This is a genomic window from Exiguobacterium sp. s11 (assembly GCF_018619015.1).
GTDB classification, from domain to species: Bacteria; Bacillota; Bacilli; order Exiguobacteriales; family Exiguobacteriaceae; genus Exiguobacterium_A; species Exiguobacterium_A indicum.
The window spans coordinates 276,339-293,890 of the sequence record NZ_JACSNF010000001.1 but is presented as its reverse complement, the minus strand read 5'-3'; the positions used below and the strand labels follow the sequence as shown (position 1 = coordinate 293,890).

At 46.6% G+C, this 17,552-nt stretch carries 29 protein-coding genes; 16 read left to right on the top strand and 13 right to left on the bottom strand.

Annotation, left to right across the window (positions count from 1 at the left end; genetic code table 11):
- Nucleotides 1-143 precede the first annotated feature (143 nt).
- A complete protein-coding gene (locus KNQ12_RS01860) occupies nucleotides 144-1,391 on the top strand; it encodes a polysaccharide deacetylase family protein (protein WP_251055694.1) in 1,248 nt (415 codons plus the stop codon).
- A gap of 36 nt (nucleotides 1,392-1,427) precedes the next feature.
- Here KNQ12_RS01860 and KNQ12_RS01855 read toward each other — a convergent pair whose 3' ends face one another.
- A complete protein-coding gene (locus KNQ12_RS01855; RefSeq protein ID WP_214746017.1) occupies nucleotides 1,428-2,273 on the bottom strand; it encodes an SDR family NAD(P)-dependent oxidoreductase in 846 nt (281 codons plus the stop codon).
- Nucleotides 2,274-2,288: 15 nt separating this feature from the next.
- The gene (locus tag KNQ12_RS01850) at nucleotides 2,289-3,056 is read right to left on the bottom strand and encodes an SDR family NAD(P)-dependent oxidoreductase (protein ID WP_214746014.1); all 768 of its coding nucleotides are present in this window, start codon (nucleotides 3,054-3,056) and stop codon (nucleotides 2,289-2,291) included.
- Between the two features lie 118 nt (nucleotides 3,057-3,174).
- Between KNQ12_RS01850 and KNQ12_RS01845 the strand changes: the two genes are divergently transcribed.
- Nucleotides 3,175-3,804, top strand: coding sequence for a hypothetical protein (locus KNQ12_RS01845; RefSeq protein WP_035397091.1), 630 nt, complete (start codon nucleotides 3,175-3,177; stop codon nucleotides 3,802-3,804).
- Here KNQ12_RS01845 and KNQ12_RS01840 read toward each other — a convergent pair.
- Nucleotides 3,792-4,646 carry a LysR family transcriptional regulator gene (locus KNQ12_RS01840; RefSeq protein ID WP_035397093.1) on the bottom strand — a complete coding sequence of 285 codons (855 nt, stop codon included), beginning with the start codon at nucleotides 4,644-4,646 and terminating at the stop codon, nucleotides 3,792-3,794. The genes KNQ12_RS01845 and KNQ12_RS01840 overlap by 13 nt on opposite strands.
- A 136-nt stretch (nucleotides 4,647-4,782) precedes the next feature.
- Here KNQ12_RS01840 and KNQ12_RS01835 point away from each other — a divergent pair, with 136 nt between their 5' ends.
- The 3 genes from KNQ12_RS01835 to KNQ12_RS01825 are packed head-to-tail and all read left to right on the top strand — an operon-like array spanning nucleotide 4,783 to nucleotide 6,054.
- The gene (locus tag KNQ12_RS01835; RefSeq protein WP_055968349.1) at nucleotides 4,783-5,148 is read left to right on the top strand and encodes an ArsR/SmtB family transcription factor; all 366 of its coding nucleotides are present in this window, start codon (nucleotides 4,783-4,785) and stop codon (nucleotides 5,146-5,148) included.
- 16 nt (nucleotides 5,149-5,164) lie between these two features.
- A complete protein-coding gene (locus KNQ12_RS01830) occupies nucleotides 5,165-5,626 on the top strand; it encodes an SRPBCC family protein (protein ID WP_251055693.1) in 462 nt (153 codons plus the stop codon).
- Between the two features lie 17 nt (nucleotides 5,627-5,643).
- Nucleotides 5,644-6,054, top strand: a complete 411-nt coding sequence (locus KNQ12_RS01825) for a DUF4362 domain-containing protein (protein WP_055968344.1) — start codon at nucleotides 5,644-5,646, stop codon at nucleotides 6,052-6,054.
- Between the two features lie 48 nt (nucleotides 6,055-6,102).
- Here KNQ12_RS01825 and KNQ12_RS01820 read toward each other — a convergent pair whose 3' ends face one another.
- On the bottom strand, nucleotides 6,103-6,738 hold the full coding sequence (locus KNQ12_RS01820) for a homing endonuclease associated repeat-containing protein (RefSeq protein ID WP_050677254.1): 636 nt from the start codon (nucleotides 6,736-6,738) through the stop codon (nucleotides 6,103-6,105).
- A gap of 183 nt (nucleotides 6,739-6,921) precedes the next feature.
- Between KNQ12_RS01820 and KNQ12_RS01815 the strand changes: the two genes are divergently transcribed.
- On the top strand, nucleotides 6,922-7,632 hold the full coding sequence (locus KNQ12_RS01815; protein ID WP_023468470.1) for a class I SAM-dependent methyltransferase: 711 nt from the start codon (nucleotides 6,922-6,924) through the stop codon (nucleotides 7,630-7,632).
- On the opposite strand, the gene KNQ12_RS01810 is transcribed toward KNQ12_RS01815, so the two are convergent.
- Entirely contained in the window at nucleotides 7,621-8,388 is a 768-nt protein-coding gene (locus tag KNQ12_RS01810; protein WP_023468469.1) for a nucleotidyltransferase domain-containing protein, read from the bottom strand. The genes KNQ12_RS01815 and KNQ12_RS01810 overlap by 12 nt on opposite strands.
- A 15-nt stretch (nucleotides 8,389-8,403) precedes the next feature.
- Nucleotides 8,404-8,760, bottom strand: coding sequence for a hypothetical protein (locus KNQ12_RS01805; protein ID WP_023468468.1), 357 nt, complete (start codon nucleotides 8,758-8,760; stop codon nucleotides 8,404-8,406).
- 74 nt (nucleotides 8,761-8,834) lie between these two features.
- Here KNQ12_RS01805 and KNQ12_RS01800 point away from each other — a divergent pair, with 74 nt between their 5' ends.
- The 6 genes from KNQ12_RS01800 to KNQ12_RS01775 all read left to right on the top strand — a co-directional run bounded on the left by KNQ12_RS01800 (nucleotide 8,835) and on the right by KNQ12_RS01775 (nucleotide 10,655).
- Nucleotides 8,835-9,239 carry a MarR family winged helix-turn-helix transcriptional regulator gene (locus KNQ12_RS01800; protein WP_214746012.1) on the top strand — a complete coding sequence of 135 codons (405 nt, stop codon included), beginning with the start codon at nucleotides 8,835-8,837 and terminating at the stop codon, nucleotides 9,237-9,239.
- Nucleotides 9,220-9,564, top strand: coding sequence for a DUF3147 family protein (locus KNQ12_RS01795; protein ID WP_251055692.1), 345 nt, complete (start codon nucleotides 9,220-9,222; stop codon nucleotides 9,562-9,564). Before KNQ12_RS01800 ends, KNQ12_RS01795 begins: the two co-directional genes overlap by 20 nt.
- Before the next feature lie 16 nt (nucleotides 9,565-9,580).
- Nucleotides 9,581-9,757 (top strand): hypothetical protein, encoded by a 177-nt coding sequence (locus KNQ12_RS01790; protein WP_214746009.1) that lies wholly within the window; start codon nucleotides 9,581-9,583, stop codon nucleotides 9,755-9,757.
- 3 nt (nucleotides 9,758-9,760) lie between these two features.
- Nucleotides 9,761-10,033 carry a GNAT family N-acetyltransferase gene (locus KNQ12_RS01785; RefSeq protein WP_214728335.1) on the top strand — a complete coding sequence of 91 codons (273 nt, stop codon included), beginning with the start codon at nucleotides 9,761-9,763 and terminating at the stop codon, nucleotides 10,031-10,033.
- A 56-nt stretch (nucleotides 10,034-10,089) separates the two neighbouring features.
- A complete protein-coding gene (locus tag KNQ12_RS01780; protein WP_251055691.1) occupies nucleotides 10,090-10,305 on the top strand; it encodes a helix-turn-helix transcriptional regulator in 216 nt (71 codons plus the stop codon).
- 71 nt (nucleotides 10,306-10,376) lie between these two features.
- Complete coding sequence (locus tag KNQ12_RS01775; RefSeq protein ID WP_214746006.1) at nucleotides 10,377-10,655, top strand: hypothetical protein; 279 nt, start codon at nucleotides 10,377-10,379, stop codon at nucleotides 10,653-10,655.
- A gap of 110 nt (nucleotides 10,656-10,765) precedes the next feature.
- On the opposite strand, the gene KNQ12_RS01770 is transcribed toward KNQ12_RS01775, so the two are convergent.
- The 3 genes from KNQ12_RS01770 to KNQ12_RS01760 all read right to left on the bottom strand — a co-directional run bounded on the left by KNQ12_RS01770 (nucleotide 10,766) and on the right by KNQ12_RS01760 (nucleotide 11,909).
- A complete protein-coding gene (locus tag KNQ12_RS01770; protein ID WP_353047606.1) occupies nucleotides 10,766-11,050 on the bottom strand; it encodes a DUF1048 domain-containing protein in 285 nt (94 codons plus the stop codon).
- Nucleotides 11,047-11,388, bottom strand: a complete 342-nt coding sequence (locus KNQ12_RS01765; protein WP_023468462.1) for a PadR family transcriptional regulator — start codon at nucleotides 11,386-11,388, stop codon at nucleotides 11,047-11,049. Before KNQ12_RS01765 ends, KNQ12_RS01770 begins: the two co-directional genes overlap by 4 nt.
- 122 nt (nucleotides 11,389-11,510) lie before the next feature.
- Nucleotides 11,511-11,909, bottom strand: a complete 399-nt coding sequence (locus KNQ12_RS01760; RefSeq protein ID WP_023468461.1) for a VOC family protein — start codon at nucleotides 11,907-11,909, stop codon at nucleotides 11,511-11,513.
- A gap of 101 nt (nucleotides 11,910-12,010) precedes the next feature.
- Between KNQ12_RS01760 and KNQ12_RS01755 the strand changes: the two genes are divergently transcribed.
- Nucleotides 12,011-12,985 (top strand): phosphotransferase, encoded by a 975-nt coding sequence (locus KNQ12_RS01755; RefSeq protein WP_214775398.1) that lies wholly within the window; start codon nucleotides 12,011-12,013, stop codon nucleotides 12,983-12,985.
- Between the two features lie 46 nt (nucleotides 12,986-13,031).
- Here KNQ12_RS01755 and KNQ12_RS01750 read toward each other — a convergent pair whose 3' ends face one another.
- Both KNQ12_RS01750 and KNQ12_RS01745 read right to left on the bottom strand, forming a co-directional pair.
- The gene (locus tag KNQ12_RS01750; RefSeq protein WP_023468459.1) at nucleotides 13,032-13,895 is read right to left on the bottom strand and encodes an NAD-dependent epimerase/dehydratase family protein; all 864 of its coding nucleotides are present in this window, start codon (nucleotides 13,893-13,895) and stop codon (nucleotides 13,032-13,034) included.
- Between the two features lie 6 nt (nucleotides 13,896-13,901).
- Complete coding sequence (locus tag KNQ12_RS01745) at nucleotides 13,902-14,084, bottom strand: hypothetical protein (RefSeq protein WP_023468458.1); 183 nt, start codon at nucleotides 14,082-14,084, stop codon at nucleotides 13,902-13,904.
- A gap of 100 nt (nucleotides 14,085-14,184) precedes the next feature.
- On the opposite strand from KNQ12_RS01745, the gene KNQ12_RS01740 reads away from it, so the two are divergent.
- Nucleotides 14,185-14,334: a hypothetical protein gene (locus tag KNQ12_RS01740; RefSeq protein WP_023468457.1), complete on the top strand. Its 150-nt coding sequence runs from the start codon at nucleotides 14,185-14,187 to the stop codon at nucleotides 14,332-14,334.
- Between the two features lie 44 nt (nucleotides 14,335-14,378).
- Here the strand turns inward: KNQ12_RS01740 and KNQ12_RS01735 are convergent, their stop codons facing one another.
- On the bottom strand, nucleotides 14,379-15,077 hold the full coding sequence (locus KNQ12_RS01735) for a DUF3169 family protein (protein WP_214746000.1): 699 nt from the start codon (nucleotides 15,075-15,077) through the stop codon (nucleotides 14,379-14,381).
- Complete coding sequence (locus KNQ12_RS01730) at nucleotides 15,074-15,280, bottom strand: helix-turn-helix transcriptional regulator (protein ID WP_023468455.1); 207 nt, start codon at nucleotides 15,278-15,280, stop codon at nucleotides 15,074-15,076. The genes KNQ12_RS01735 and KNQ12_RS01730 overlap by 4 nt, the downstream gene beginning before the upstream one ends.
- A gap of 159 nt (nucleotides 15,281-15,439) precedes the next feature.
- Between KNQ12_RS01730 and KNQ12_RS01725 the strand changes: the two genes are divergently transcribed.
- Together KNQ12_RS01725 and KNQ12_RS01720 are read left to right on the top strand one after the other, a co-directional pair.
- Entirely contained in the window at nucleotides 15,440-17,035 is a 1,596-nt protein-coding gene (locus KNQ12_RS01725) for a M3 family metallopeptidase (RefSeq protein ID WP_214745997.1), read from the top strand.
- Nucleotides 17,036-17,093: 58 nt separating this feature from the next.
- The gene (locus KNQ12_RS01720) at nucleotides 17,094-17,534 is read left to right on the top strand and encodes an NUDIX domain-containing protein (RefSeq protein WP_023468453.1); all 441 of its coding nucleotides are present in this window, start codon (nucleotides 17,094-17,096) and stop codon (nucleotides 17,532-17,534) included.
- The last annotated feature ends 18 nt before the right edge of the window (nucleotides 17,535-17,552 follow it).

The window sequence follows — 17,552 nt, the reverse complement described above, 5'->3', positions numbered from 1 at the left end:
GACGAGTGAGTGGAAGTTCCGCTTTGGATGGGCAGTCATAACGAAACGGAATGACTCAAAAAGTAGTTAATCGACTGAACAATCGGGAACAGTTAGAATAGAGGGGAATGAAAACGTCAAAATTGATGAAGGAGTCGAAAAACATGAGACGGAACTGGATCATTGGCGGTGTGGCGCTGAGTCTGCTACTAAGTGGATGTGGGGAAAGCGAAGTCAGCGAGAAAAAGTCGGAAAAAACACGAGAGACACAGCAAAAAAGACAAGCTTCGCAACAGGCATACATAGAAAAGACGATACAGCGTGCTGATCGTTACGCTGCCCAGTACGATTATGACCGGGCGATCAAAGTGTTGAAACCCGTCCGCGCAAAAGAGACGAAACAGAGGGAAGAGGAATACGAACAGAAAAAGCAGGCGCTCCTGCCTGTGACGAAACCTGTGCCACATCTCTTTTTCCATTCATTGATTGCTGATCCAAACCAAGCATTTGATGGCGACCGGAAGGAAGCGGGATACGATGATTACATGGTGACACAACAGGAGTTCGAACGGATTTTAGATGCGTTGTACAAAAACAACTACGTACTCGTCCGACCAACAGATTTAGCAAAAGAGGTGAACAGGAAGATCGTCGAGACACCCGTCCGTTTACCAAAAGGAAAACACCCGCTCGTGCTTTCGCAGGACGATGTCAATTATTACGAATACATGAAAGGCGATGGATTTGCGAAGAATTTAAAAGTGAAGGATGGCAAAATCGTCAACACGATGGTCGGAAAACCCGATGGTGCTTATGATCTCGTACCGATCGTCGAAGCGTTCGTCCAGTCGCATCCTGACTTTTCCTATAAAGGAGCAAAAGGGTTGCTCGGTATTACAGTTTATAATGGGGTGCTCGGGTATCGTTCCTCCTACAACCAATACGGACACGATAAACAGGTCGAAACGGCACGAAAACAAGCGAAACAGACCGCCGTCGCATTAAAAAAGGATGGCTGGCAGTTCGCGAGTCATACGTACGGACATATTTGGGTCGGGAAAGAATCAGTCACGACGATTCGCGCGGATCTTAAACGCTACAAACAGGACGTTGCTCCGCTGATCGGAAAAACGACGCAACTGATTTATCCATATGGCAGTGATGTCGGGGATTGGCATGAGTATTCGGGTGAGAAATATCGTTTGCTCATCGATAGCGGTTTCCGTTATTTCTTCAATGTCGATGCGAGTCAACATGCGTGGAAGCAAGTTGGACCCGACTACTTCCGCCAAGCTCGAATCAACGTTGATGGGATTCGTTTACGTCAAGCAGTTGCTGGAAATACGAGCATACTCGATCCATTCTTTGATGCGAAAGAAGTCTTTGATCCAGCACGACCGGAACGGAAGTGAGTGATTGAAAACTAGTTAATTCATCGATTAAAGTAATTAAAAAGGTAGTGGCTGCGTTCCGTCCTGATCCGTAAAGTGATAGGTCTTCGCGAGATCGGCAACGAAGATGGCTTGTCCAGAATAACGGCTAACATCGTCATCCGCCATCAGCGCTGTAACGGCTCGTCCGATATAGGTCGTCGATTCAGTCGCGGCACTCGCGAATCCAGCATCGACGACCCGTTCCGTTCGCATAAAACCGGGGCACAGCGCGATGACAGAAATGGTCGTCTGAGCTAACTCCAGTGCCATGACGTGTGTCATTCGATTAATCGTTTGCATCGCCAAATCATAATAGAGGTTTCCAGACACCTGATCTGGAGTGAATGACGTCAGATTGATGACGAGCGCAGCTGGACTCTGTTGCAGTAATGGCATCGCGGCTCGAATCGTCCACAAGTACGCTTTTGGACCGGCAGACATCATCGCGTCCCAATGTTCCGGTGGTCGCTCCCAAAACCGTCGTCCGGTTCCAGACGGTAAGTGGCTTTCCGAACCACCGAACACACAATTGACGAGGAGGTCAATTCGACCATGGCGGTGCTGGATCTGCTGAATCAGACGATCGATATCGTCAAGACTCGTATGGTCACAAACGATCGGGATGCCGAGTCCGCCGCGTGCCGTGACACCAGCAGCCGTCTCTTCGATCGTTTCGCTTCGATGATCCGTCGTCTGTTCATTCGTACTTCGTCCCGTGACGTAAACGATCATTCCGGCGTCACCTAAGGCATAGGCGATGCCACGTCCGGCGCCACGCGAGCCACCAAGAGACGAGTGCAATCCGTTTTGACATGATGAAGCTCCTTTCAGATACGATAAGATGGATGGACAGATGCGCATCCGTCTTCTTCTGTCTTAAAAACCTTTAATCGTCATCCCACCATCGACATAAAGCGTTTGCCCGGTCACGTAACGGGCAGCAGCAGACGATAAGAAGACAGCTGGTCCAACCAGTTCTTCTAATTCACCGACCCGACCGAGCGGTGTCACGTCAACGATCTCTTGCAGGTATGTAGGATCTTTCAGCAATGGTTCCGTTAATGGTGTCTTAAAATACCACGGTCCGATCGCATTGACACGAATGTTTCGTGGTCCCCATTCAAGCGCCAGTACTTTCGTCATCTGAATCATTGCCGCTTTCGTCGTCGCATACACGACGCCGGTCCGTAAGGCGACGTGACCAGCAACCGAGGCGATGTTCAGAATGCTTCCACCTGTCTCTTGCATCCGTTTCCCAATTTCTTGAGCAAAGAAGAAAGCAGATTTCAGATTGGTCTGCTGGATCGTTTCCCACTCGTCTTCCGTCACATCGAGTGCCTTCGAACGAATGTTCATTCCAGCATTGTTGACGAGCCCATCAATCTGCGGTACTTGTTCGTAAGCACGAGCTACCGTCTCGACGACTTGTTTCCGGTCAGTGATGTCGCACGGGAAGATGTAAGCCGTTCGACCGAGTCGTTCGATTTCTTGTGCCGTCTCCTTCAAATCGCGTTCCGTCCGGGCGACGAGAATGATGTCGGCACCGGCTTCTGCCATCCCGATGGCGAGTGCACGTCCGATGCCTCGACCAGCTCCTGTGATGAGAAATGTCTGATCGGTTAACGAAAAACTTGGAAGATACATGATGTCACGTCCTTTTATTGAGAGTCATCACTTACTCTAATGAAAAATTGACTGAAAAGAAAGAAAAATCACTCCATAGTAAAGTAGAGATGGTAAAATATTGAAAAGGAGGGATGAGATGAAGCGTGGTTTAGTTGTGACATTATGTATAGCACTCGTGAGCCTTGCTGCTATTCAACTAGTCGGTACAGAAGTTTATCGTTATTTCTTTTATGATCCGGCAACCTATCAAGCCCGATTTATGGTTGATGGAGGCGGGAAAGAAGAAGGAAAACCGACCAAGCAAAAAATGGACATCCAAAGCGGGGGATTTGCGGATAAGGATGCCTTAGGTGTTGCTACCTTTTACGGCGTCATCGGTCTTGTCATACTACTGATTGTCATCTTTAGTGTGCGTTATTTCTTGAAGCGTTTGCGAAAACGACGCAAACGAGAGAATGTAATCGACGATTTAATGCAGCCGCCGCCGGTGTTTTCCCCAAATCGTTCGACACGACAAACACTTGTTGGTGAAGAATCAGAGTCAGAGATTCGCCGTCTGTTACAAACGTTCGATCGGCAACTGACACGACAAAAACGCCGCCGCTCCGAAGAGACGGTCGGCGAATGGTTACAACGGATTGATGTCACGCTTGATCCATCGATCTACCATCTCGTCCGGTACGGTGACACACCGGATTCGGCGATTTCACAAGATCAAGTCGATGGGCTGAGGCATGAACTACAAGTGCACCTTCAGCGCGACTGACCAAGTAAATCAAGCAGAATCGCATGATGAGAGGCGTCCCGTGAGACGAGTGACAATTCACGGACGACATCAAACCCGTCGACCGGTAACGTCTTGATTTCTGGGGATAGTCCGTCTTGGAAAATCTCCGGCAACAGGGCAATACCGAGCCCTGCACGGATGAAACCGAGGACGCTTGAACCGAATTCCATCTCGTTTTCTGCTTGGTAGACGGCACCTCGCTCGATGAACGCGTCCTTTAGGATGTTCGTCGAATCGCAATCGATCGGAAGCGACAAGAAAGAGGCGTCACGAATTTGCTCAAACGCCACAGACGTACAGCCTGTGAATCGTTCATCGTCTTGATGGACATAAAGTAAAAAGTTCTCCGTATACAAATGGGTCGTATGATACGGATGGACATGGTGACGATCGTCGAGTAAGACAGCATCGTATCGGCGTTCTTCAAGACCTTGCATCAAATCGATCGTCGTATGCGCCGTCTTCAACTTAAGATCCGGGGCCGTCGCTTGACGCGAGACGTGACGGGGGAGATACGTCATCGCGACGCTTGGCCATGATCCGAGCGTCAGTGTCGTCCGTTCGTCGATCGTACCGATTCGTCGTTTCATCTGATCGATCCGGTCAAGCAGTTCACGACTCTCTTCAAAGACGATTTCGCCAGCAGTCGTCAACGTGACACCATGTGCCGAACGGTGTAACAACGAGACGTCGAGTGCACTCTCAAGACTTTTGATTTGTTTACTTAACGCCGGTTGCGTCATATGCAGTACTTCGCTTGCTTTCGTCAGGCTGCCGGTCTCCGCGGTGACGAGGAATGCTTCCATCCATTCGGTCTTCATTGGTTCACGCTCTTTTCATACAGGTTGTTTAGAACTTACGCCATTTGAACGCATCTGACAATCATTTTGCATTTTTTATATTCTTAGTTTGGAATATTCTAAATTGGGAATATATAAAATAAAGAGGTGAACGGATATGAATGATCGGATACCAATACGATTCTCAGCTCTCGGAGACGCGACACGGATTCAACTCATCGAAGCGTTACGAAATGGTCCTCGCTCCGTCAATGAGTTAGCTGAACAACTACACTTACGCCAACCGCAAACCTCGAAGCATTTAAAGCTGTTGCTTGACGCGGAACTAATCACTGTCGAACGGCAGGCGAATCGTCGCTTGTATAGCCTTCGCCCAGAAACGTTTCGAGAGCTCGTCATGTGGAGCAACTCGCTTGCACAAATGGAAGCCCGCATGCATCGTCTAGACGCACATTTGAAGCAGATTCAGTCGAACGTGAAGGGAGACGGGACGAATGAAAAAGGAATTGAAGACCTCGATTGAGGGGAAGACTTTACGAATGGAATGGACATGTGAGGCTCCTCGAGATAATGTCTTTGCTGCATTCACAGAAAAAGAGCAACTCGAAGCGTGGTGGGGACCGGAAGGCTGGGAGACGATGATCAAGACGTTTGAGTTTCAACCAGGTGGTGTATGGCATTATTGCATGCGCTGTGTTGATCCGGCGCAAGGTGACTTTTACGGCATGGAGTCGTGGGGGAAAGCGATTTTCAGACACATCGATTCTCCGAACACGTATAGTCATGCCGATTATTTCTCGGACGCGTCAGGGGCGATCTCTGAACATTTACCGGGTAGCGAAAATGTCACGACATTCCTCGACCTCGGGGAGACGACGTTGATTGTCTTCGAGTCGACCTATGAGACAGAAGCAGCCTTGCAAGAAGTGCTCGGTATGGGGATGAAGGAGGGCTTTACGTCGCAACTGTATCGCCTTGATCGCTTATTAACGAAACGTTGAGAAGGAGTCGGTGAAGGATGCGGAAGCTCGGTCTTATAGTATGTCTGCTTTGTTTAGCCGGTTGTGGAAAATATACGTTGGAAGAGGCGAAAGAGAATGGCGACATCATCGTCCAGAATGATGTTACGAACAGCGACCGATTCGAGTCCTTTTTAAAGAAGTCAACGCAAGGCAAATCAGATCAGATCCGCATCACGGCATTTACGACTGAAGGAGACCCAGTATTGTATGACGTCAAGTATGATGGAAAGTCGTATCAATACACGTCTGATTCATCGCGTGATCAATTCGGTACAACAGACGATGATCGTAAAAACGAAGTCTGTAAGAGACTCGTCAAGACAAGCGAGAAGGAACAGTCGGTCTATACGTTACGCCAATGCGCTGAAGGGGCGGATCATGAGCTCTTACGATTGCCAACACAATAATCAAAAAGGATCGTGTCCCGTCGAATCAATCAGCGGGCACGATCCTTTTTATTCGATTTCGAGACGACGTAAAGCTTCGCGCCAACTGGAGAAGCGTTCAATCAACAACGTCAGTGAAGGTGCTTGATGCGCACGCGCCCACTTAGCATATTGTTGACTCGTCAGAAGTGGTCCATGTGTGGCTGCAGCTTGTTGAAGAGCGTCTAAGCAGTCTTGATCGGTGAAGAAGCCGTTCGAGGTGAGGTCGAAGTGCGCTAAGGCATTTTTCCACGTGCCGAAACGACGAATGATCGTATTTGCGCTTAGCATCTCTGGGTGTAAATCTCGTAATTCTGTGTAGGAGCGAATCGTCATGTTCGTTCCTTTTTGTGCGACATAAAAGGCGACGCTCTCTTCGATCGACCACCGTTTCGTTCGCTTAACCGCGGCGGGACGGTTTAACGTCATGCGTTCTTTCGTCGATAAATGGGAAGTCTTGACGATTCCAGCTCGTTCTAACAGGTGTGCCCACGAACCGAATCGGGCATTGATCTCTTCAAGAGAAGGATAAGGAAGTTGAGCTGCTAACTTTTGATAATGGGTAGCTTTCATAGGTGAATGGTGCATTTGATGAAGACCTTGAATCAAGCGGATGATCTTCTCATCCGTTGCTAAGGTGGAAGTGGAAGTCGGATGTTGACGCATGCAAGATATCTCCCTTTTGAATGGTTGTTTCAATTAAAGGCTAGTGTAGCATGGGCGATTGCGAGAACATACTAACAATATCGTAAGGTAAGAAAAATAGCGCATTTTCATCCGAGAAATACAGGAAAATAAGAGGTTGAACACGAATACAATATTATAGAAGAAAAGAGGGGGAACTGATCAATGACAGAAACACAGACGATTGATACGATGGAGGATATTTTAAAGATGCTTGATGCGCGATTGCGTGAACCAGAACCGTTTTGGGACAAGTTTTATGAAGATCGGACGAAACCGATCCCGTTTTTTAAAAACATTCCTGACGAGAACTTAGTTCGCTACGTCGAACAGGGCTGGATCTCGCCAGGTGACGCGTTAGATCTCGGAACAGGACAGGGGCGAAATGCGATCTATCTCGCAGCACACGGTTTCTCGATGACAGGACTGGATCTCTCATCAACCGCGTTAGAATGGGCAACGGAACAAGCACAACAGACTGGAGCGCACGTTGCGTTTCGAAAGCAAGATTTTCTAGAGACGACAGAACAGAATACATATGATTTCATTTACGATTCAGGCTGTTTTCACCATATGGCGCCACATCGACGTTTGACCTACGTGACGCGAATGAAGGAGATGTTGCGACCAGGAGGATATTTCGGATTAACGTGTTTTGTTGCGGGCGGTCCGCTTGGCGGGGCGACGTTGACAGACTGGGAAGTCTATCAAGAAAATAGTCTCCAAGGCGGACTCGGCTATACGAAAGAGCGATTACTCTCCATATTCGATGCATTCGACGTCATCGAACTAACGGAAATGAAACCCGTCGACAATCCAGAGGCATTATTTGGTCATGCTGGACTGTGGACTGGTCTGTTTCGATTAAAGAATTGATTCGTCCGGCATTCGAGACGCGAACCAGTCCACAAAGTAGTGGACATCTTCTAGCGAAACGATTTGGTCTGTATCGTATGCGGCGAACAGTGACAAAAAGCGCGGTTCGTCAGGGAAATAATGAAGCAGGATCGGGCGGAGTGTCTCGAGGTCATGCACGAAGCTTTGATCTTCCTCTAAGATGAGGTGATAGGCGCTCCGAACAATCCGTTTCACGATCGAATCCGAATCAAGCAAGGTGACTTGCCCTTTCTCTAGACGTGATAGATCAGACCTCAACTGCTCGGATAGCCCACTGTTTAATGCGAAGCCAAGAGCGCGTGTCGGACGAAGGGACGGAAATCGACTTTGGAGATTTTCGCCTGCCAGAAACAAGTTGACGGATTTCAACCAGACGCCCCAACGAAGTGCTTCGTCATCCCGTATGACGTCGCCAAGCAGACCGATGTCATAATCGATTTTGGTGACGAATGGATAGTCCTTCAACCAGTCTTCTGTCCGTTCATCTAACTGCATGTGTTCTTCTTCCGTCAACGGCTCTGTCAAAATCAGTGTAAAATCGAGGTCGGATTCAAAGGAACGCGCCGTTCCTTTGGCGACGCTGCCATACAAGTACACGCCATGAAACGCGGATAAGGTTTGTACATAGGCGACGACGTCCTGAATCACGGCACGATAACGGACAGGAATCGCTTCAGCGGAAGTTGGATTGTGGATGTAGCCATTTTTCGTGCCCAATGTCGTTGGATACTTCATCTGTCTTCCTCCTCCTCATCCTTCAGGGATGGATTGATAGCGATACCACTTCTTGTTTCGCTGCACATATAAAAACATCGTATCATCTTTTTCTTGATAGATGACCGTACCGCTCTTAAGACGAGTTGCCATGCCGTCCTTGAGCGTCTTTTCGGATGCTATTTTTTGGACACGTGGACCAGGAGTCAAAGAAAGACTCGAGACGGTTACTACCTGATCTAGTCGGTACACGCGATCGTTCAAGCGGATGACGTCTTGATCTTGTTCAATGGCTTCCGCCGCGATGAGGTCCGTCGTTGTCATCGTCGTCTCCGCTAAGCATCCACTGAGAAAAAGAATGACCAATACGATAGTAGCTAACACTTTTTTCATGAAAATACCTCTTTCTCTGGTTATATATCGTAATTTACGATATATTCGGATTATACGATATAAGGGGGAGCATTATGATTTCAGCTGAATTTGCAAAAATTTATTATCAATTACATCCACGGTTCGAAGAAAACCTGTCTCACCAAAGTGTGCGTATTTTGCAATACATCCAATTTGCGATGAATCCGACGATCAAGCAGATTGCCGAGGCATTTCGCCTCTCACATAATACGACGTCTGAGCACGTCAAAAAGTTGGAGGGATTAGGCTATATCGAAAAAAAACGGAATCTAGAAGACCAGCGCCAAGTGACAATTGGTTTGACAGACTTGGGGGATACAATCGTTCGTCGTCATACGGAACTCGATCCTGAACGGTTGAATCAAGTCCTTGCTACGATGTCAAAAACAGACCAACAGGCGATTGAACAGGCGTTTCGATTGTTGCGGGAGGCGGCAGATGACTGCTTTTCTCGTTAAAGTGCTGTCGAGCGCACTGGTCATCGGTCTCGTCACGGAAGTCGCTCGGCGTTCACCGTCACTGGGTGGTGTGTTGTCTGCATTGCCCGTCGTCAGTCTGATCAGTTTTGCCTGGCTCGTTAAACAGGGAAGTGAACGGGCAGAACTGAGTACATTCTTAAAGAGTGTGTTACTCGGATTACCAGCGACGTTCTTATTGCTTGCCGTCTTATATGGATTGATCCGCTTAGGTATTCCTGTTTTTTACAGTGTACTCGGTGCAACAAGTCTTTTTATCGTTTGTTGGTATATCCAACGTTACCTACAACAGTGGTGGCAAACCTAAAAAAGGAGACAAAGTAATGATAACCCTTCAAACAAAGCGATTGACGATTCATCCGTGTACAGCGAATGACGTGACACATTTACAACAACAGCACTACGATAACGGACCGGAAGTTCAGCAGCATTTGATGTCAATAGCGTCAGATTCCTCATTATACTGGTGCAGCTGGCTCGTCATGACAAAGGATGGTTAAGTAATCGGGGATATCGGATTCAAGGGGAAGCCGGACATACGACAAGCGGTCGAAATCGGTTATGGTCTGTTACCAGCGTATCTCAATCAAGGGTTTGCGACGGAAGCAGTTCAAGCATTGATTGAATGGGCGTTTGAACAAACGGAAGTGACAGGGGTACTTGCGAAGACGGAGTCGACGAATCAAGCATCAATCCGAGTACTCGAAAAAGCGGGATTGATTCAGGTCGGGAGAGACAATCGGTATATCATGTGGGAGCGTATGAAGAGGGTGTAAAGGAAACTTGACAAGTAGTGTGTTATTTACATATAGTGGGACTACGAGGTGAAATCATGAAAAATAAGGTCAAGGAGATGCGCGAAGAACGAGGTTGGTCGCAAGGCGAACTGGCAAAACGATTGAACGTGTCGCGTCAGACGGTCATTTCCATCGAAAAAGAGCGGTATAATCCGTCACTCGACCTCGCGTTTACACTAGCTGATCTGTTTGAACGGCGAATCGAAGACATCTTTACACCGAATCGAATGAGCGAGGAGGGAACAGCATGAAGCGATTAAATATATTGTTAAATCTTGCTTTAATTGGAATAGGGATATACATGACGATGGAGATTTCAGAAATGAAAACACTAGGTATCGTCCTGGTTTTAGCAGGTATTGCCTCACGCATCACAGCGGTGAGTTTCTCACCGAACGAACCGTATGATGAGCGCCAAGGAGAGATTAAAATCCGTAGTGGACATATCGCTTATCTCGTAAGTATCGGATATCTTTTCTTGATCTTGATTCTCGTCAATCTGTCGATCATAAAAGACATTCAATTTGCTCTGTTGCTAGCATTAGGAGGGCAAATCCTGTTCTTTCCAATCATATTAATATTTGTCAATCGACGGATTTGATGAATACAAAAAAGGAATGTGTCTGACACATCCCTTTACTCCATACGTCATCATGAATTCTGACGAATGGTTTCATTCAATTTATGACGGTACGATGTTTGCCAAGACTGCTAGTCCTTCACTAACTCATCACAAAACGCAGCAACATTTTCTCCAGTGAAATCTGTCACTGGTTTTTGCTCGAAGGCGGCTTGTTCCATCAACTCGAGGATGACGGTCAGTACACGATGACTACTTTGCCAGCTCGTTAGTCCACCCGTGACATTTAAATAGCGTTGAATCGCTTGATAAGCCTCATAGTAGCGAGGAGGAAGAGATTTAGCCCGCTTCTCCATCGACCGCCATTCTCGTTTAGCTTCCATACTACCGGTGATCCGCTCGAATATTCTCATCATCTCGTACTCCCTTCTTGTTTTAACTGCTGCAGTTCTTGCATTTTGTCAGATACGAACGCCCATTTTTCCCAAAAGATACGTAAACGATCGTGTCCTGCTTCGTTTAGCGTATAAAATTTTCGAGGAGGTCCCATTGTTGACGCTTTTTTTTCGATATGAACGAGCTGCTGCTTTTCTAAGCGCATCGTGATTGTATAGACTGTACCTTCCACGACATCTGAGAATCCGAGTTGACGTAACTGTTGAGTGATTTCATAACCATAAGTTTCACCGCGGCTGATGATCTCAAGTACACATCCTTCAAGTATACCTTTGAGCAATTCTGTGATATTTTCCAAATTATTCACCTCGCTACTTAATAAATCAGCTACTTAGTATTAATGACTACTACTATATAGTAACACAAAGTACTGGTTTGGACAATATAAAAACCGCCTTATTATGGGCGGTTGATTCGAAATTAAGAGATCGCAAACGTATCCCGTAATTCGATGATTGTTCCTTCTGGTGCTTTTAATTTGCTGAGATGACCATCGACGACGAAGTAGATGTTTCCGCCGTGTTTCGGTAGGAAAGGCATCCCGAGTCGTTCCAAGCGTGCTACTTCTTCTTGCAAGTCGTCAACGTAAAGTGCGAAATGGACGGGACCCGCTGCTTGTTTTGTATAATCAGTGAACGGCTGACCCGATTTGGGTGTTTGCAATTCGATATAGAAGTCACCGAGACGTAACCAGCTGTTAAAGGCGCGGTCGTGAAAACCAGGTGACTCTTGAACGAGGGAGAATCCAAGTTGTTCATAAAAATGTTTAGACGCAGCATAGTCCGTCGTCTGAATGCAGATGTGATGAATTTGTTTCATACTAAAACCTTCCTTCGTGTTCAATGAAATCATGCAAAACTAGTGTAGCATTTCATGGATCGGTTGGAACGAACGAAATGGAGAATAGGATGCAACAAACGATGAATTTGATTTGTGAACGTTTTACAATAGGACAAATGATTAGCGAACCTGTACGATTGACTGGCGGACTCATGCATGAGACATGGCGATTACAGACGACGACTGGATCTTACGTCTTAAAACGATTGAATCCGGACATCATGCGACGCCCTGAAGCACGAAATAATTTTAAGATGTCAGAAGATGTCGCCGTGCAAGCGTCATTTCACTTAGCAGCATTACCGGCACGTCGCATCAAAGACCAAGCGGTACAAACGATTGACGGCTCGGATTACCTTTTGTTTGACTGGATCGATGGCAAGACGTTATCAACCGACCAGCTTCGATCGGCACATGCACGACAAATCGGAGTTCAATTAGGACGGTTGCATGGACTTACGGTAGCGACAACTGGTTTTTTAAAGCCGGATACCTCGAGTACTTCAATCGATTGGGACGGTCATTTAGAAGAAGGAAAACGGCAGCAAGCAAAGTGGCTGCAGCTATTCATGGAAGAGCAGGAACAGCTGCAACGAATAGAAAGATTAGCACAGGGAGCGCAAAAACAACTGCCAGTAGACTGGATCGTCAGTCATCGTGATCTCGATCCAAAGAACATCCTCTGTACACCAACGGGTCCAGTCCTGATTGACTGGGAGTCTGCGGGTCTGATCCATCGAGCCGTCGACGTGTTCGAGACAGCCTGTTATTGGTCGAAGCAGGAAAACAATACGTTTGACAGCGTTCGATTTAACGCATTTCTTGACGGTTACGCGACAAAACAACGTTTGCCTGATGTCGACTGGACGCACGTCATCGATAGCAGTGTTCAAGGAAAGCTAGACTGGCTGAATTATAATCTCAATCGCTCACTTGGGAAAAGTGGAATCCTTGAGGCAGAACGAGTACTTGGAACAGAACAAATCCTTTTAACGATGAAAGAATTACGAGCGCACGACCGGAATCGCTGGATCAAGTGGATGTCGGTAAGATAAGCATAAAAAGAGGCACCGAATCACTCGATTCGATGCCTCTTCGTTATTAAAACGATTTGACCAACTGTTCAATAGTTGATTCAGGAGTACGAATCGGAACATATCCGAGTCGTTTGATTCGTTCGTTTGAGAAAGTAGCGCATTCCGCCGAACGATTCGGTGTTTGGTACGGCTTGTCACTTGCTGTGATCAACTTCATCCGAAAATCCGTCTCAGGTAGATTCGCATCAATCGCATTAAAGGTGTCCCCATTATGCGCATTTTTTGCGGCGATGACGATCATCTCGACTAGATTATCGGTATGGACCCACGGGACGACATCGTCCGGATGCACCCAGGTAATCACTTCCGCCTCCTTCATCCGCTCGACTTGACGATCCCCCCAGTAGGACTGCTTCTCGGCACAAATTGATCCTGGGCGTAAGATGATTAAATCGGAATTGGGTGTGTTTTCCTGTAACAGGCGTTCGGATTCCTGTTTTGTATGAATGTAGACGTGTTCGGACGGTAGGAGTGGTGACGTTTCCGTAAAATGTCCACTCACGACTTCGCCGTACACGGAAGTCGTCGAGATGTGAACGATGCGCTTGACACGAGCTTTTGTCGCAGCATCCGCGAGATGTTGTACACCTGTGACATTTGCTTCCTGTGCTAAATCGGGATCATCTCCGAGATAGGCAGCACAGTGAATCAACAGATCGACGCCTTGAAGTGCTGTTAGAAGCGAATCCGGATCACCGAGCTCACCGATGACTGCGTGGACATCTTTGAAAGCGTATTGATCCGCTTGTTCCTGAGAGCGATACAAACCGCGCACTTCACGCGCTTCTTCAAGAAAACGTCGCGCAACACGAGAGCCAAGCGTTCCGGTCATTCCTGTAACTAAAATCGTACTCTCTTTCAGATTCATGGATGCTTACCCCTTTGACTCTGTCTTTTCTGCGAAACACTGCTCACAAATGAAACGTCCTTCGCTTTTTAGGTATGCTTTGACTTCCGTCATCCCGCGATGTTTCGGATAGCGCATCTGGATGTAGACTTTTTCGTTTCCTTCAATCGTTTTGCCGCAATGCATACATGTCGGTTCTTTGCCGAACATCCTAACGCCCCCTATAAATTCATATCTTCTATCTTATCGTAAAGGAAAAACCAGGGTGTTGGAAGAATAAAGTAAAAAAGGAATCTAAAGGAGGGTTTCCATGATCTTCATTGCGATCTTTCTCGCCGTTGGTGGAGTCGTCTGGTTCATTTCAGCGCGGAGTCAATCGAAACATCGCTCGCTCGACGATCAGGAATATACACTGAACCAGCATGATGTCCATCAACAACAAAATCATCGTGATTTTTGAAGGCATGTAAAGGAGCATCCAGTCCATTGACTGAATGCTCCTTTTTAGCGATTGCGTACATGGAGAAAATATTTTGCGTTGCTCCAGATCAAGGCGATAATCAATAAGCTGATTGCAAAGATCTGAGACTGACCGGTCTCATACGAATACACGACCAATACGACGATAATCCCCATCAATAGGAGTTGCAAAGAAGACTGTGAACGGATGAGTCCCTCTAACATGACGTGACGTTCGCCGTCATCTGAAGCAGCGAACAGCTTTTTGATATAGTTTGTTTCCGAGTACTTCGGGAACTGACGGTCCGGATATATATGATGCATGAGATTAAGATAAAAAACAGAGGCAAGACTACTGATGATAAAAAAGAGTCCGCTCAGTATCAAATGAAGTCCGAACTGGTTTTCAATGATGCTAAATGATGCGAGCCCGATGCTGAGAAGAGTAGAAACCTGAACCATCATCATGCCATCTGCATAGTATCGATTCAATTGATCATCGATTGCGTCCTCTTCGTCGGAAGAAACAGAGTGTTGAGTTAATTGGCGAATTTGCAAATAGCGTACGATGTAACTGAGAGTCAAGATCGTCAAGATAACGAAAAGACCAATGAATATGTAATCAAGATAGAGCGATCGTTCAAACTGTGACAAATGGGTATTTTTTAGGACAAACATGACGAAATAACTGCTGATGCCACCGAGTAATGCTGCGATGATGACCTTGACTGCTTCCTTGTTCATGTTAATTCCTCCTCATCGAAATAAAAGATATCTTCTAGCGGCGTATCAAACACACGAGAAATTTTGACAGCAATCAATAGCGACGGCATGAATTCTTCGCGTTCGATTAAGCTGATCGTCTGGCGCGAAATGTTCGCACGCCGTGCTAGTTCAGACTGATTCCACCCGTGACGGGCACGTAATTCTTTTAACCTGGATTTCATATGGGGATTCACCTCCTATATAATGTAACTTATCATTGTCTTTATGACAACGATAATAGTCAAATAAGACAATATAATAGTCATTTATTCGTAAAATAATCATATCGTTGGCATAAACTGTATACTGGAATAAGTTGAAAGGAGATGTGAAATCCGTCGATGAAATCTCAGTCATCTGTAAATAACGTTATTTATCATGATGAGAATGTTACGCACCAGATTGCTTCGATTCTCCAAATGGAAGAGACATTGCTCAAACAAAAAATCGCGTATCTCCAGGACGTCACAGACCCCGGTACCACTTCTGAATACGAACAAGGGCGTCAGCAGCTATCGGATAAGCTCGATACGTTGAGACGTTCCGTAAAAATGGATCTCGTCTCGCGTGATGACATCACACTTCGAACGAGAGCACGTTTTGAACAATCACTCAGAGCAACAAGTGTGACAGAAGAGGAAGCTTGTCTTATTCAAGACTATCTCCGAATTGAGGCGACGATGCTGACAAAATCGGGAGAGGCGGTTTCCGATCTGCATGCTGCTTTATTTGACGCGGATGAATCCACTCGAAAACAAGCGCTCTTATCGATTGAGGAAGCATTCCGCATGAAAGAATCCGTCATTCAACCGTTGTTTTCACGACTCGTTGAGTTACGACAAGCGCGTGCCACTGCAAGTGGTAAGATCGGATTCGAAGAACTAGCTTTTGCAGAACTCGGACGCGTCGATTATACGAGTCAAGATGTCAATCACTACGCCGCCATCATTCAATCCGAATTTCTACCGGTCAAACGGCAATTTCAGCGCGAACAACAAACGTTTCTCGGCAAACATGCGCTCCATCCGTGGGACGTCCGGCAATCGGCCTATACACAGATTGATCATCACGTGACCGATTCCGATACTTCATTCTTAGATCAGACTCAAGCCATCCTCAAGAGCGTTCACCCCTATTTTGCTGAAGTATTAAAAGACATGCGACAGATAAATCATCTCGATATCGATGCCCGGTCGAACAAAGCAGGCGGAGGGTTTTGTGAGTATTTACCGGTCGAACAACAATCGTTCTTATTCATGAATCGCATCCATACCTTCGATGATCTCGTCATCTTTATGCATGAGATCGGCCATGCCGTCCATCATGAAGCGATGAAAGAAACGTACGACGGACTACAACCGATTCCGCTCGAAGTAGGGGAGTTCGCTGCCATGTCGCTCGAGTTGTTGACGATGAACGAATGGCATCAGGTGATTTCGGATAAAAAAGACGTTGCCCGGGCGAAACTGGAACAGATTCGTTCCATTGTCGAGTTCTTACCCGAGACGATCATCGTCGATCGTTTTCAATCATGGCTCTATGCTCACCCGGGTCATGATCCAAAAGAACGACATGCCTATTATGCCGATCTCCGAGAATCATACGATACGGACGTCATTGATTGGTCGGAAACACCCGATTGGAAAGGTCACGCATGGATGAGTGTCATCCATCTCTTTGAGACACCTTTTTATTACATCGAGTACGCGATTGCTCAAATCGCCGCTCTCCAGGTTTATCACCGTTTCACGAAAGACCCTGACCAAACGCTGAAAGATTTCATCGCAGCTTTAGCGCTTAGTCAAACCCATTCGATCCAAACCGTCTATGCGAGAGCGGGCGTATCCTTCTTACCAAGTGATGCGGAAATGAAAGAGTTGATGGCGTTCCTACAGGGTCAAATTGAAATTTGGACAAATGAGCTAGAAAAGACATAATAAAAACAACACGCTTTGATCAGAAATAGCAGATGTACAAAACGATAGGAGGACGAACATGAATATCCGTAAAAACATCGTCTATGCGACATTATTTAATGAAACCGGCGATCAATTATTGATGGTCGAGAACCGTGGCGATCACGGTGACTACTATACATTGCCCGGTGGGACAGTCGAGCGCGACGAAACGCTACATACGGCAATCACGCGTGAAGTTCTGGAAGAGACAGGATTTACAATCATACCAAGTGACATCGTCCATCTTGCAGAAGCATTCTTCCCGCAAGCGGGGGAACATTGTCTCTTTTTCTTCTTCGCGGGAGAAATCACTTCCGGTCAATTAAAGACGAATGTTCCAGAAGAAATTTCCGGACTCGTCTGGATGGATCGTGAAGAAGCGTTCAAACACCTCAATTTACCGGAAGCATCAAAAGAATCGCTCTTTGCTGGTCGAACGGTACCTTATGATTTTGCCGGAGAGATCATCCACTCGTAAGGAAGTGTCGCTTGACGT

Excerpts from the sequence above, each read along its gene's own strand:
- KNQ12_RS01855 (WP_214746017.1), bottom strand. The coding sequence starts at position 2,273 with ATGCGCATCTGTCCATCCATCTTATCGTATCTGAAAGGAGCTTCATCA.
- KNQ12_RS01760 (WP_023468461.1), bottom strand. The coding sequence starts at position 11,909 with ATGAAACAAATTCATCACATCTGCATTCAGACGACGGACTATGCTGCG.
- KNQ12_RS01770 (WP_353047606.1), bottom strand. The coding sequence starts at position 11,050 with ATGATGAGAATATTCGAGCGGATCACCGGTAGTATGGAAGCTAAACGA.
- KNQ12_RS01860 (WP_251055694.1), top strand. The coding sequence starts at position 144 with ATGAGACGGAACTGGATCATTGGCGGTGTGGCGCTGAGTCTGCTACTA.
- KNQ12_RS01800 (WP_214746012.1), top strand. The coding sequence starts at position 8,835 with ATGATTTCAGCTGAATTTGCAAAAATTTATTATCAATTACATCCACGG.
- KNQ12_RS01750 (WP_023468459.1), bottom strand. The coding sequence starts at position 13,895 with ATGAATCTGAAAGAGAGTACGATTTTAGTTACAGGAATGACCGGAACG.
- KNQ12_RS01815 (WP_023468470.1), top strand. The coding sequence starts at position 6,922 with ATGACAGAAACACAGACGATTGATACGATGGAGGATATTTTAAAGATG.
- KNQ12_RS01730 (WP_023468455.1), bottom strand. The coding sequence starts at position 15,280 with ATGAAATCCAGGTTAAAAGAATTACGTGCCCGTCACGGGTGGAATCAG.
- KNQ12_RS01775 (WP_214746006.1), top strand. The coding sequence starts at position 10,377 with ATGAAAACACTAGGTATCGTCCTGGTTTTAGCAGGTATTGCCTCACGC.
- KNQ12_RS01780 (WP_251055691.1), top strand. The coding sequence starts at position 10,090 with ATGAAAAATAAGGTCAAGGAGATGCGCGAAGAACGAGGTTGGTCGCAA.
- KNQ12_RS01830 (WP_251055693.1), top strand. The coding sequence starts at position 5,165 with ATGGAATGGACATGTGAGGCTCCTCGAGATAATGTCTTTGCTGCATTC.
- KNQ12_RS01810 (WP_023468469.1), bottom strand. The coding sequence starts at position 8,388 with ATGAAGTATCCAACGACATTGGGCACGAAAAATGGCTACATCCACAAT.
- KNQ12_RS01805 (WP_023468468.1), bottom strand. The coding sequence starts at position 8,760 with ATGAAAAAAGTGTTAGCTACTATCGTATTGGTCATTCTTTTTCTCAGT.
- KNQ12_RS01845 (WP_035397091.1), top strand. The coding sequence starts at position 3,175 with ATGAAGCGTGGTTTAGTTGTGACATTATGTATAGCACTCGTGAGCCTT.
- KNQ12_RS01790 (WP_214746009.1), top strand. The coding sequence starts at position 9,581 with ATGATAACCCTTCAAACAAAGCGATTGACGATTCATCCGTGTACAGCG.
- KNQ12_RS01735 (WP_214746000.1), bottom strand. The coding sequence starts at position 15,077 with ATGAACAAGGAAGCAGTCAAGGTCATCATCGCAGCATTACTCGGTGGC.
- KNQ12_RS01850 (WP_214746014.1), bottom strand. The coding sequence starts at position 3,056 with ATGTATCTTCCAAGTTTTTCGTTAACCGATCAGACATTTCTCATCACA.
- KNQ12_RS01840 (WP_035397093.1), bottom strand. The coding sequence starts at position 4,646 with ATGAAGACCGAATGGATGGAAGCATTCCTCGTCACCGCGGAGACCGGC.
- KNQ12_RS01835 (WP_055968349.1), top strand. The coding sequence starts at position 4,783 with ATGAATGATCGGATACCAATACGATTCTCAGCTCTCGGAGACGCGACA.
- KNQ12_RS01725 (WP_214745997.1), top strand. The coding sequence starts at position 15,440 with ATGAAATCTCAGTCATCTGTAAATAACGTTATTTATCATGATGAGAAT.
- KNQ12_RS01795 (WP_251055692.1), top strand. The coding sequence starts at position 9,220 with ATGACTGCTTTTCTCGTTAAAGTGCTGTCGAGCGCACTGGTCATCGGT.
- KNQ12_RS01720 (WP_023468453.1), top strand. The coding sequence starts at position 17,094 with ATGAATATCCGTAAAAACATCGTCTATGCGACATTATTTAATGAAACC.
- KNQ12_RS01755 (WP_214775398.1), top strand. The coding sequence starts at position 12,011 with ATGAATTTGATTTGTGAACGTTTTACAATAGGACAAATGATTAGCGAA.
- KNQ12_RS01825 (WP_055968344.1), top strand. The coding sequence starts at position 5,644 with ATGCGGAAGCTCGGTCTTATAGTATGTCTGCTTTGTTTAGCCGGTTGT.
- KNQ12_RS01745 (WP_023468458.1), bottom strand. The coding sequence starts at position 14,084 with ATGTTCGGCAAAGAACCGACATGTATGCATTGCGGCAAAACGATTGAA.
- KNQ12_RS01820 (WP_050677254.1), bottom strand. The coding sequence starts at position 6,738 with ATGCGTCAACATCCGACTTCCACTTCCACCTTAGCAACGGATGAGAAG.
- KNQ12_RS01740 (WP_023468457.1), top strand. The coding sequence starts at position 14,185 with ATGATCTTCATTGCGATCTTTCTCGCCGTTGGTGGAGTCGTCTGGTTC.